Origin of the sequence: Pseudomonas sp. ICMP 3272 (genome assembly GCF_001466905.1) — a bacterium.
GTDB lineage: Bacteria > Pseudomonadota > Gammaproteobacteria > Pseudomonadales > Pseudomonadaceae > Aquipseudomonas > Aquipseudomonas amygdali.
Genome location: NZ_LKEK01000085.1, coordinates 1 through 12,343 on the forward strand (window position 1 = coordinate 1; position 12,343 = coordinate 12,343).

Annotated in this window: 11 protein-coding genes; 7 read left to right on the top strand and 4 right to left on the bottom strand. The window is 60.1% G+C overall.

The annotated features are described in order from the left end of the window. Positions 1-94: 94 nt before the first annotated feature. Together trmA and AO068_RS22195 are read right to left on the bottom strand one after the other, a co-directional pair. Positions 95-1,180 (bottom strand): tRNA (uridine(54)-C5)-methyltransferase TrmA, encoded by a 1,086-nt coding sequence (gene trmA, locus AO068_RS22190; RefSeq protein ID WP_058409460.1) that lies wholly within the window; start codon positions 1,178-1,180, stop codon positions 95-97. Next, complete coding sequence (locus AO068_RS22195) at positions 1,177-2,472, bottom strand: NCS2 family permease (RefSeq protein ID WP_058401884.1); 1,296 nt, start codon at positions 2,470-2,472, stop codon at positions 1,177-1,179. The genes trmA and AO068_RS22195 overlap by 4 nt, the downstream gene beginning before the upstream one ends. Positions 2,473-2,737: 265 nt before the next feature. Between AO068_RS22195 and AO068_RS22200 the strand changes: the two genes are divergently transcribed. The 6 genes from AO068_RS22200 (at position 2,738) to AO068_RS26215 (ending at position 9,498) form a co-directional block, all read left to right on the top strand. Continuing rightward, entirely contained in the window at positions 2,738-3,268 is a 531-nt protein-coding gene (locus AO068_RS22200) for a (2Fe-2S)-binding protein (RefSeq protein ID WP_058401883.1), read from the top strand. Next, on the top strand, positions 3,265-4,254 hold the full coding sequence (locus AO068_RS22205; RefSeq protein WP_058409461.1) for an FAD binding domain-containing protein: 990 nt from the start codon (positions 3,265-3,267) through the stop codon (positions 4,252-4,254). The genes AO068_RS22200 and AO068_RS22205 overlap by 4 nt, the downstream gene beginning before the upstream one ends. Further along, complete coding sequence (locus AO068_RS22210; RefSeq protein WP_058409462.1) at positions 4,251-6,452, top strand: xanthine dehydrogenase family protein molybdopterin-binding subunit; 2,202 nt, start codon at positions 4,251-4,253, stop codon at positions 6,450-6,452. Before AO068_RS22205 ends, AO068_RS22210 begins: the two co-directional genes overlap by 4 nt. A 406-nt stretch (positions 6,453-6,858) precedes the next feature. Then, entirely contained in the window at positions 6,859-8,298 is a 1,440-nt protein-coding gene (locus AO068_RS22215) for a cytochrome ubiquinol oxidase subunit I (protein WP_058401880.1), read from the top strand. A gap of 3 nt (positions 8,299-8,301) precedes the next feature. Then, positions 8,302-9,309: a cytochrome d ubiquinol oxidase subunit II gene (cydB, locus tag AO068_RS22220; protein ID WP_058401879.1), complete on the top strand. Its 1,008-nt coding sequence runs from the start codon at positions 8,302-8,304 to the stop codon at positions 9,307-9,309. A 21-nt stretch (positions 9,310-9,330) separates the two neighbouring features. After that, positions 9,331-9,498 (top strand): DUF2474 domain-containing protein, encoded by a 168-nt coding sequence (locus AO068_RS26215; RefSeq protein ID WP_002555239.1) that lies wholly within the window; start codon positions 9,331-9,333, stop codon positions 9,496-9,498. Positions 9,499-9,581: 83 nt separating this feature from the next. Here AO068_RS26215 and AO068_RS22225 read toward each other — a convergent pair whose 3' ends face one another. Together AO068_RS22225 and AO068_RS27465 are read right to left on the bottom strand one after the other, a co-directional pair. Then, the gene (locus tag AO068_RS22225; RefSeq protein WP_058409463.1) at positions 9,582-10,706 is read right to left on the bottom strand and encodes a methyltransferase; all 1,125 of its coding nucleotides are present in this window, start codon (positions 10,704-10,706) and stop codon (positions 9,582-9,584) included. Positions 10,707-10,836: 130 nt separating this feature from the next. Then, positions 10,837-11,070 carry a helix-turn-helix domain-containing protein gene (locus AO068_RS27465; RefSeq protein WP_005745352.1) on the bottom strand — a complete coding sequence of 78 codons (234 nt, stop codon included), beginning with the start codon at positions 11,068-11,070 and terminating at the stop codon, positions 10,837-10,839. A 336-nt stretch (positions 11,071-11,406) separates the two neighbouring features. Between AO068_RS27465 and AO068_RS22235 the strand changes: the two genes are divergently transcribed. Continuing rightward, a complete protein-coding gene (locus AO068_RS22235; RefSeq protein WP_002555237.1) occupies positions 11,407-12,183 on the top strand; it encodes a ferredoxin--NADP reductase in 777 nt (258 codons plus the stop codon). Positions 12,184-12,343: the final 160 nt, after the last annotated feature.

Consider the following 12,343-nt stretch of genomic DNA (forward strand, 5'->3'; position numbering starts at 1 on the left):
TGCCGTGGGTGACGCTCCGCGTCACAGATCTGCGCCGCGCCGCATGTTCAGGATAGGACGCAGAGCGTCGCACGATAGTTGAGTCCGGGGAGCCTCAACGGCGAACCAGCAGTACACCTGATTCCATGTGGTGGGTGTATGGAAACTGGTCGAACAGGGCGCAGCGCTCGACCCGGTGGGTGTCGTGCAACTGGGCGATGTTGGCGGCCAGGGTTTCCGGGTTGCAGGAGATGTACAGAATGCGTTCGAAGCGGCGGGTCAGTTCGCAGGTGTCCGGGTCCATGCCGGCGCGTGGCGGGTCGACGAAGACGCTGCCGAAGTCGTAGCTCTTCAGGTCCACGCCGTGCAGACGGCGGAACGGGCGCACTTCGTTCAGCGCCTCGGTCAGCTCTTCAGCCGACAAACGCACCAGCGTGACGTTGTCCACGCCGTTGTCATCCAGGTTGCTCAGCGCCGCGTTGACCGAGGTCTTGCTGATTTCGGTCGCCAGCACCTTGCGCACGCGGGTGGCCAGCGGCAGGGTGAAGTTGCCATTGCCGCAATACAGCTCCAGCAGGTCGTCATGCCGCTCGCCCAGCGCTTCAAAGGCCCAGTTGAGCATCTTGCCGTTCACCGTGCCGTTGGGCTGGGTGAACGCGCCTTCCGGTTGCCGGTAGCTGAAGGTGCGGCCGGCCACGTCGAGCTTCTCGGTCACGTAATCCTGGCCGATGATCAGCTTCTGGCCCTTGGAACGACCGATCAGGCTCACGTTCAGCTCAGCCGCCAATTGCTCGGCAGCGGCTTGCCATTCAGCGTCCAGCGGGCGGTGATAGCACATGGTGATCATCGCATCACCCGCCAGCGTGGTCAGGAAGTCCACCTGAAACAGCTTGTGATTCAACGTCGGGCTGGCTTCCCAGCGCTCGCGCAGCACCGGCATCAGCGCGTTGATGCGCTCGCTGGCGATCGGCAGGCCTTCCAGCAGAATCGGCGTTCGGTTATCGCCCGGCGCGAACATCGCGTAATAACGCTTTTGGTCTTCGCGCCATAGGCGAAATTCGGCGCGCAGCCGGTAATGCTCGCGCGGTGAATCAAACACCTGCGGCTCGGGCGCATCGAACGGGGCCAGCAATTCGCGCAGGCGGACGGTTTTTTCTTCGAGCTGACGGTCGTAGCTCGCAGGGTCGAAAGGAACACTCATGCGTTGAACCAGCCCAGCTTGATCACGAACAGGACAGACAGGATCACCAGCGCGGAATTCAGCTCGCGCCAGCGTCCCGACAACAGCTTGATCGCTGTCCAGGAAATGAAGCCAAAGGCAATGCCGTTGGCAATGGAGTAGGTGAACGGCATCGCCAGGGCAGTGATCACCACCGGCGCTGCGACGGTGATGTCGTCCCAGTCGATTTCAGCCATGCCGGACGCCATCAACACGGCGACGAACAGCAGCGCCGGTGCGGTCGCGAAGGCGGGTACGCTACCGGCCAGCGGGGCGAAGAACAGCGCCAGCAGGAACAGCACGGCGACCACCACGGCGGTAAGACCGGTGCGCCCACCGGCGCTGACGCCCGCAGCCGATTCGATGTAGCTGGTGGTGGTCGAGGTGCCCAGCAGGGAACCGGCCATCGCGGCAGTACTGTCGGCGATCAGCGCACGGCCCATTTTCGGCATGTGCCCGTCCTTGCCCATCAGCCCGGCGCGTTTGGCCACGCCGATCAGGGTGCCGGAGTTATCGAAGATATCGACGAACAGGAAGGCGAAGATGATGCTCACCAGACCAACGTCCAGCGCGCCCATGATGTCCAGTTGCATGAAGGTGGGTGCCAGCGAAGGCGGCATCGACACCACACCGCCAAACGGCGAGAAGCCCAGGGCGATGGACACCAGGGTGACCGCGAGGATGCCGATCAGCACGGCGCCGCGCACTTTGAGGTAATCCAGGGCCACGATCAAAAAGAAGCCCAGCGTCGCAAGTACGGGGGCTGGCTGTTTGAGATCGCCCATGCCGACCATGGTGGCCGGGTTACTGACCACGATTCCGGCGTTGTGCAGGGCGATCAGCGCCAGAAACAGGCCGATACCGGCGGCAATGGCTGAACGCAGGGGCAGGGGAATGCTGTTGATGATCCATTCACGGATGCGAAAGATCGACAGAATGAAGAACATCACCGCCGAGATGAACACTGCACCCAGCGCGACCTGCCAAGTGTGGCCCATGTGCAGGACCACGGTGTAGGTAAAGAAGGCGTTCAGGCCCATGCCCGGAGCGAGGGCGATAGGGTAGTTGGCGATCAGCCCCATCACCGTCGAGCCGATGGCGGCTGCCAGACAGGTGGCGACGAATACCGCGCCTTTGTCCATGCCGGTTTCGCCGAGGATGCTCGGGTTGACGAACAGGATGTAAGCCATCGCCAGGAAAGTCGTGACGCCCGCAAGAATCTCGGTCCGCACGTTGGTGTTGTGTGCCTTGAGTTGAAACAGCCTTTCCAGCATGTCTGGCTCTCCGTGACGCGGCGCGCGTCGTGAATGATCGACTCCAGCAGCAATGCACAGACTGCAGGGCAGCCCGTTTGATTTTTGCGGGTCGGAAAAAGCCGCGCATCATACCAGCAGCTTGGCGGGATGGCTGCCTGTGGATGACTGCCTTTCGATAACAAGTACGCTCATCAAGAAAGCCTGAACGTTGCAAACCTCGCGAAGTCCCACCCCTTAAGACGCATAAAAAGTGCGCTAAGCGACCGCCTACCGTGAGGTTTCCATGAGTGCAACGACCCCGAACCCGAAGGATTTCGCGACCCACGCGATCTCTCTTACCCTGAACGGGCAGCAGCGCCAGCTGGACGTGCTGCCCTGGACCACCCTGCTGGACCTGCTGCGTGATCAGCTTGACCTGGTCGGCACCAAGAAAGGCTGCGACCACGGCCAGTGTGGTGCATGCACCGTACTGCGTGATGGTACGCGCATCAATGCCTGCCTGACGCTGGCGATCATGTGCGACGGTGCCGAGCTGACCACCATTGAAGGCCTGGCTGATGGCGACCAGTTGCACCCCATGCAGCAGGCGTTCATCAAGAACGATGCGTTCCAGTGCGGCTACTGCACGCCCGGGCAGATCTGCTCGGCTGTCGGGCTTGCCAATGAAGGTCGCGCCAGCACGCGTGCCGAGATTCAGGAACTGATGAGCGGTAACCTGTGCCGCTGCGGCGCATACAGCAACATTCTTGCCGCTGTCGAAGAGGCCTTGCCGCAGTTTCACAATGCGGTGCCCAAAACGGAGGTGAACGCATGAATCCGTTTACCTACAGCAAGCCGACCGACGTCAGCGCAGCCGTCAACCTGAGCGGGCCTGCCACGCGCTTCATTGCGGGTGGCACCAACCTGCTCGACCTGATGAAAGAAAACGTCGCGACGCCCGAGCACCTGATCGACATCACCGGCCTGCCTTTAAGGGATGTCACTGAAACCGCCTCGGGCGGTCTGATGATCGGTGCGTTGGTCAGCAACGCCGACCTGGCGTATCACCCGTTGATCGAAGCACGGTACCCGTTGCTGAGCAAAGCCGTACTGGCCGGTGCCTCGCCACAGTTGCGCAATATGGCCAGCACTGGCGGCAACCTGCTGCAACGCACCCGTTGCTATTACTTTTATGACACCGGTGTGCCGTGCAACAAGCGTGAGCCGGGTAGTGGCTGCCCGGCGCGTGAAGGTCTGAACCGCATTCACGCGATCCTCGGCGCCAGTGACGATTGTGTCGCCACGCATCCATCCGATATGTGTGTGGCCCTCGCTGCGCTGGAGGCTGTGGTGCACGTCGAAGGACGTGCCGGTCGTCGCACCATAGAGTTCGCGGATTTCCACCGCCTGCCGGGTGATGCGCCGCAACGCGATAATCAATTGGCCGATGATGAGTTGATCATCGCGGTCGAGCTGCCTGCACAGGGCTTTGCCAGTCACAACGCTTATCTGAAGATTCGTGACCGTGCGTCCTATGCGTTTGCCCTGGTATCGGTCGCTGCTGCCATCGATCTGGACGGTGACGTGGTACGCGACGTGCGTCTGGCTTTGGGCGGTGTCGCGCACAAGCCATGGCGCGACAAGGCGGTCGAAGCGCTGCTGATCGGCAAGCCGGTCACCCGCGAGAACATCGCCGCTGCCGCAGACGCCATGCTTGAGCACGCGCAGCCTCTTGAACATAACGGTTTCAAAGTCAGGCTGGCGCGCCGCGCGATCATTCGCGCCTTGAGCGACGCAGCAACAGGAGGGAGCGCCCAATGAACCAGCCATTTTCGCCAATGGGCAAGCCGGTGGACCGCGTCGACGGCCGACTGAAAGTGACCGGTGGCGCGCGCTACGCCGGTGAGTACCCTGAAGAAGGGCTGCTGTACGCCAGCGTGGTCTCCAGCACCATCGCCAACGGGCGCGTCGCCAGCATCGATACGAGCGAGGCAATGAAGGTTCCGGGTGTGGTCGCTGTTATCGATCATACCAATCGACCGTGGCTGGCCAGTTACGACGAAAACTATGAGGACGCCGATTCGGCTGACGGTTCGCCGTTTCGTCCTTTTTACAACGACAACGTGATGTACAGCGGCCAGCCACTGGCGCTGGTCGTCGCCGATACGCTGGAGCTGGCGCGACATTCCGGTTCGCTGGTGCGTATCGAATACGAGCAGCAGGAGCACCAGACCGATCTGCAGGCCATGCTCGACACCGCCTATGACGCGCCTGCCGAATTGCCGCCGCCGCGTGGCAACTTTGAGGGTGAGCTGGCCGGTTCTGCGCTTAGCGTTGACGTGACGTACAGCACGCCCAGCGAATACCACAACCCGATGGAGCCGCACGCGTCGACAGTCCTGTATCAGGCCGACGGCAGCTTGCAGATTCACGACAAGACCCAGGGTACGCAGAACTGTCAGGACTACCTGCACAAGGTCTTCGGTCTGGAAAAGGACAAGATCCGCGTGCTGGCAGCCTTTGTCGGCGGTGCCTTCGGTTCAGGCCTGCGTCCGCAATATCAGCTGCCATTGGCGGTGATGGCGGCGTTGCATCTGAAGCGCTCGGTGCGCCTGACGCTGACTCGACAACAGATGTTCACCTTCGGCTATCGCCCGCGCACCGTGCAGCGCTTGCGTCTGGGGGCGGCTGCCAACGGTCGTCTGTTGGCCATTGGGCATGAAGCCATCGGCCAGACTTCGCGTTTCGAGGACTTCAGCGAGCATGTTGTTGAGTGGAGCGGCATGCTCTATCACTGCGATAACGTGCAACTGACTTACAAACTGGTGCCGCTCGACGTGTTCACGCCGTTGGATATGCGTGCACCGGGTGCTGCATTGGGCATGATCGGTCTGGAGTGCGCCATGGACGAGCTGGCCTGTGCGCTGGCCATCGACCCGGTGCGTCTGCGCCTGACCAATTACGCCGAACGCAACGGTAATGAAGACAAGCCTTACTCCAGCAAAGAATTGCGTGAGTGCTATCGCCAGGGTGCCGAGCGTTTTGGTTGGGAAAGTCGCAACCCCGAGCCGCGCAGCATGCGTCAAGGTCGCCAACTCGTCGGTTGGGGCATGGCGGGCGGTGTCTGGGAAGCCATGCAGATGAAAGCCAGCGCCAAGGCGCATCTTGAGGCGGATGGCACTTTGGTGGTCAGCAGTGCCACGACCGACATCGGCACGGGGACGTACACCGTGATGACGCAGATCGCTGCTGAGGCTTCGGGCATCGATGTGGAGAATGTCACCTTTCTGTTGGGCGACTCTTCGTTGCCGACCGCGCCTTTGCAGGGTGGCTCGTTTACCGTGTCTTCAGTGGGTACAGCGGTGCAGCAGGCGTGTCAGGCCTTGCAGCGTCAGGTGCTGGAAGTGGCCAAAGGGCTGCATCCGCAGTTTACGTCTGTTACGCCGGATGAAGCTCGCTTTGAATCAGGCAAGCTGTACCTTGGCGATCAAGTGCTGTCGATGGCAGAACTGGCGGCTTCTCAGGCCAGCGGCGTGATTGAGGTGCAGGTAGACGCCGAGCCGGACAAGAAGCGTGAAGCCTACGCAGCGGCGACGCACTCGGCGGTATTCGTCGAAGTGCTGGTCGACGAGGACCTGGGCACAATCAAGGTCAATCGCGTGGTCAGTGCAGTGGCAGCCGGGCGGGTAGTGAACCCGAAGATGGCGCGCAGCCAGATTCTGGGCGGTGTTGTCTGGGGCATGGGCATGGCGCTTCAGGAAGAGGCGATGCTCGATCACACTCTGGGTCGCCCGATGAACCACAGCCTGGCCGAGTACCATATTCCGGTTAATGCTGATATCGGCGACATTGACGTGCTTTTTGTCGAAGAACACGACGAGATCGTCAACGCGCTGGGTTCCAAAGGCGTCGGCGAGATCGGCATTGTGGGCGTACCGGCAGCGATTGCCAACGCGATCTACCACGCCACCGGCAAGCGGATACGCGAGTTTCCGATCACGCTGGACAAGTTGTTGTAACCGCGCGCGCAAATCCAACTGCTTATCGTGCCAACGCTCTGCGTTGGCATGCGGTTCTGGACGCTCTGCGTCCTCTTGCGCAGGTGGGGCGGCGCAGGTGTGACGCGGAGCGTCACGAACGGCATTCTCACGCTAGAGCGTGAGGAACGATGGGCGTCTGCAAGTGCTCTACCGGTGAGACAACTCGCCACGCGACAATAGACCACACGGCTCAAGCGGCTGAACAGGACTACTCTTTCATGGTCGATTGATCTGCATCATTGCGTTCAAGCAGTGATCAGTGCTTCGGCCAGCGTTTTCGCCATTGGAAACGCCAGAATAAAGAAACATAAGCACTCATTACCGTGGGAGCAATCGTTGTTGGCTCACAGCCGGCAACAAGTTTCATCTGAGAGAGGAACATATTATGTTCGGTTTAGAGGCTATAGATCTCGCCCGAATTCAGTTCGCATTCACCATTTCGTTTCACATCCTGTTTCCTGCCATCACTATTGGTCTGGCAAGCTACCTGGCTGTGCTCGAAGGTCTGTGGCTGAAGACCCGCGATGACGTCTACCGTGACCTGTACCACTTCTGGTCGAAGATCTTTGCCGTCAACTTCGGCATGGGCGTGGTCTCCGGACTGGTCATGGCCTATCAATTCGGCACCAACTGGAGCCGCTTCTCTGACTTTGCAGGTGCTGTTACCGGCCCGTTGCTGACCTACGAGGTACTGACCGCCTTCTTCCTGGAAGCGGGTTTCCTCGGCGTCATGCTGTTCGGCTGGAACCGTGTCGGCCGTAAGCTGCACTTCTTTTCCACGGTGATGGTTGCCATTGGCACGCTGATTTCCACGTTCTGGATTTTGTCGTCCAACAGCTGGATGCAGACGCCGCAAGGTTTCGAGATCATCGACGGCCGTGTCATTCCGACCGACTGGTTCGCGGTGGTCTTTAACCCGTCGTTCCCGTACCGCCTGACGCACATGGCCATCGCCGCGTTCGTGGCAACTGCGTTCTTCGTCGGCTCGTCGGCTGCCTGGCACCTGTTGCGCGGTCGCGATACACCCGCCGTGCGCAAGATGCTTTCGATGGCCATGTGGATGGCGTTGCTGGTTGCGCCGATTCAGGCAGTGGTCGGCGACTTCCACGGTCTGAACACGCTCAAGCATCAGCCGGCGAAAATCGCCGCCATTGAAGGCCACTGGGAAAACGTCGGTGATGAACCGACCCCGCTGATCCTGTTCGGCATTCCCGACATGAAGGAAGAGCGTACCAAGTTCGCGGTGGAAATTCCGTACCTGGGCAGCCTGATCCTGACTCACAGTCTCGACAAGCAGGTGCCGGCGCTCAAGGAGTTCAAGCCTGAGGATCGGCCTAATTCGACAATCGTGTTCTGGTCGTTCCGGGTCATGGTCGCCCTCGGCATGCTGATGATCTTCACCGGCCTGTGGAGCCTCTGGCTGCGCAAGCGCGGCACGCTGTATAACTCGCGTCCATTCCTGTACCTGGCGCTGTGGATGGGGCCGTCTGGCCTGATCGCGATTCTCGCCGGCTGGTTCACCACCGAGATAGGCCGTCAGCCGTGGGTCGTGTATGGCTTGCTGCGCACCGCCGATGCATCGTCCGGCCACAGCGTGGCGCAGATGAGCATCACTCTGGTGCTGTTCGTGGTCGTGTATTTCGTGCTGTTCGGTGCAGGTCTTGGCTACATGATGCGTCTGGTTCGCAAGGGGCCAAAAGCCTATGTCGAACATGTGCCTCACGGTGGTCCCGGCCAGCAACGCACTCCGGCCCGTCCGCTCTCCGCCGCTGTTGAAGGCGAAGAAGATGGCGACCATCCTGACCGTCTCGGCAAGGGGATTTAAGCCATGGGTATCGATCTTCCGCTGATCTGGGCCATCATCATCGTCTTCGGCATCATGATGTACGTGGTGATGGACGGCTTCGATCTGGGCATCGGGATTCTCTTCCCGTTCATGAAAGACAGTTCCGACCGTGACGTGATGATGAATACCGTCGCGCCGGTCTGGGATGGCAACGAGACCTGGCTGGTGCTGGGCGGTGCGGCACTGTTCGGTGCATTCCCGCTGGCCTACTCGGTGGTCTTGTCTGCGCTGTACCTGCCGCTGATGTTCATGCTCATGGGCCTGATCTTTCGCGGCGTGGCGTTCGAGTTTCGCTTCAAGGCGACCGAACAGAAACGCCACCTCTGGGACAAGGCGTTCATTGGCGGTTCGCTGGCTGCAACTTTCTTTCAGGGCGTTGCGCTGGGCGCCTACATTGAAGGCATTCCGGTGGTCAATCGCCAGTTCGCAGGCGGTTCACTGGACTGGCTCTCGCCGTTTCCGATGTTCTGCGGCCTGGCCCTGATCGTCGCCTATGCACTGCTGGGCTGTACCTGGCTGATCATGAAAACCGAAGGTTCGCTGCAGAAGGCGATGCATGATCTGGCCCGCCCTCTGGCACTGGCCGTGCTCGCGGTCATGGCGGTGGTCAGCCTGTGGACGCCGCTGGCCCATGCGGACATTGCCCATCGCTGGTTCAGCATGCCCAATCTGCTGTGGTTCATGCCCGTGCCGGTGCTGGTGCTGGTGACTATGTACGGTCTGTTCAAGGCAGTCGCCCGCAATGCCCACTACACGCCGTTCCTGCTGACCCTGTTGCTGATATTCCTGGGTTACAGCGGGCTGGGCATCAGCCTGTGGCCAAACATCATTCCGCCTTCGGTAACGATCTGGGCAGCCGCCGCGCCGCCGCAGAGCCAGGGCTTCATGCTGGTCGGCACGCTGTTCATCATTCCGTTCATCCTGGGCTACACCTTCTGGAGCTACTACGTATTCCGCGGCAAGGTGACGGCTGCAGACGGTTATCACTAGTTCGAACCGAGGAGATTGACGATGTCTGGTAAAAATTCCATGCACGATCCTGATCCGGCGCTGAGCAAGCCGCTCTGGCAACGACTGGCCTGGCTGGTCGGGATCTGGGCGGGCAGCGTATTTGCGCTGTTCATCGTAGCCAGCCTGATGCGCATGTTCATGAGCGCAGCGGGCCTGACGACACACTGATTCCGAATTCCCGTTCGTGTCTGCGGACACGTTTTGCGACCCTCTTGCCACCCGCTGGCAAGAGGGTCTTTTTTTGCGCGGTATTACTTGCGTGCTTTCAGAATGACGAATTTCGGCGTGGCCGCCACTTGCTCGACGCCGCGGAACAGGCGTGACAGCTTGGTGTGATACCCCAGGTGACGATTGCCGACGATATACAGCGCGCCGCCGGTCACCAGTGCGGCACGCGCCTGGAGGAACATGCGCCAGGCAAGAAAATCTCCCACCACCTGTTGCTGATGGAAGGGTGGGTTGCACAGCACCACATCCAGCGAGTCAGGTTCCTGAGTGTCCAGCCCGTCGGCTGCCCGAACTTCCACCGCACGTTCGCCCAGCGTTGCGCGCCAGTTCTCGGCTGCCGATTGCACGGCCATGAACGACTCGTCGACCAGCGTGTAGTGCGCCTGCGGGTTGTCCAGCGCGCTTGCAATGGCCAGCACGCCGTTGCCGCATCCCAGGTCGGCGACCCTTGCGGTGCCGAGGTTTTTCGGCAGATAAGGCAGGAATGCCCGGGTACCGATGTCCAGCCCGTCGCGGCAGAACACATTGGCGTGGTTGAGCAGTTCGATGGCCGGCTCGTCGAGACGGTAACGGGTCGGGTAGGGCGAAGTCCGCACTTCCATGGGCTGTGGCGTAGCGAACAGCAGCCGGGCTTTTTTCACCGCCAGTGAGGCCTGCACCGGCCCTACGTACTCCTCCAGCAGGTCGCCAGCCGAACGTGGCAAATGCTTGACCATGGCTGCAGCGACAACGCGAGCACCCGGTGCCAGTTGACCCTGCAGGCGTATCAGTTGCTCTTCGAGCAGCGCCAGAGTCTTCGGCACCCGGATCAGCACCCAGTCGAACGGCCCGTTCAAGGGCTCGCTGGCCGGGATGTGCGGTACGGCGTCATAGCTCATGCCGTTGCGTGCCAGGTTCTTTTCCAGGCCTTGTGCAGCCAGGAAAGAGTCGGTGCTGCTGACCACTGTGGCATGAGACGCCAGACTCGCCGCCAGCGCGCCGAAACTGTCATTGAGCACCAGCACCCGGCTTTGCAGGCTCAGCCCGGTTTCTGCAACATGATTGAGCAGGTACTCGTCAGCAGCATCGAATGCCTGCAGCGGCTCATCCTGTTGCTCGGGTTGGCGAATGAGATCAAGTTCAGCGAAAGGACTGATGAGCAGGGGCATTGGCGGGAGAACTCTGTGCAATCGAAAGTGTGCCGGTGAGCCCGAAGACAGGTGGGCTCGCCGAGACAGACGATTTTACGTATTTTTTCGTTTTGATACCTGTTTGATTGCGGCGCGGCTGCCGGCTTTATCAGAACATCCCGCTCAGTGCGGCCTGTACGGCAGCAGCCGTCTTGTTGCAAACGCCCATTTTCTGAATGGCGCTGGCAATGTGAAAGTGGATGGTGCGCTCCTTCAGGCAGAGAATCATTGCGATATCGCCAGCTGTCTTGCCTTCGGCGGACCACTTGAGGACTTCGATTTCTCTCTGAGTCAGGTTTTTTGCTGGCGAGGGCTGTGAAAATTTTATTTCCATTGTGTTCATGTAGCCTCCTTGCAGTACGTGTCCAGACCTTGCTGTTCGTTTATCCAGTCTAGGAACAAAAACACCGCAAACTGCGCCTGCGCACATTACCCGGACGGATGGGCTGATGGCATTTGGCAGCGTGTTATCGGCCTTTTGGCTGGAACCCCTGTGCAAGAGAGGTCGCGGCAATTTGCCCTGTAGAGGTTCGGTCGGGCATTGGCTGACTCAAGAACCAAATACTCTAAGCCGCAGGGTGGCTGACCGGGTAATTCACCACAAACAGCCGGTGTTTATCGGGCCCGCTTTGCGGGACACTGGGTTCTGCTTTTCATATTCAGGAGTTCAAAGCACACCATGACCGTCAGTGACGACAAATTCACCCGACAGACACTGCAGCGTGTCACGCCGCTGACCAGCAACCTGTTCACCCTGCGCACCACGCGCGACCCTGGTTTTCGCTTTCGGGCAGGACAGTTTGCGCGCCTCGGTGTGACCAAGGCAGACGGCACCACGGTATGGCGTGCCTACTCGATGGTGTCGTCACCGCACGACGAGTTTCTGGAGTTCTTTTCCATCGTGGTGCCGGATGGCGAATTCACCAGCGAACTGAGCCGTCTGCGCGAAGGCGACGAATTGATGGTGGAAAAACTCGCGTTTGGCTATCTGACCCTGGACCGTTTTGTCGATGGCCGCGACCTCTGGCTGTTATCCACCGGTACGGGTGTCGCGCCGTTTCTGTCGATCCTTCAGGATTTCGAGGTCTGGGAGAAGTTCGAACGGGTGATTCTGGTGTACAGCGTTCGTGAGTCCCGCGAACTGGCCTATCAGCAGTTGATTGGCGAACTGATGCAGCGTGAATACCTGGCGGAATACGCAGACAAGTTCCTGTTCCTACCGACTGTGACCCGCGAACAGCATCCGGGCGCATTAAGTGGCCGCATTACGCAGTTGATTGAAAACGGCGAGCTTGAGCGCGCGGCAGGCATCGCACTGACACCTGAGCATTCCCGGGTAATGCTGTGCGGCAACCCGCAGATGATCGACGACACACGCGCATTGCTCAAACAGCGCGACATGCGCCTGAGCCTGTCACGCAAGCCGGGGCAGGTTGCGGTGGAGACGTATTGGTAAGTGGGGAAGGCAGAACGCTCTGCGTCATACCTCATTGATGCGGCACGATGTTATGTCTTGCACGTATTCAGTGTTTATAGACGCGCTTTTTTATCACGATGGCACTGACGACGCAGAGTGCGACGTTAGTGACGGCTGAGTCCTGGCGCTGATCCGGGGG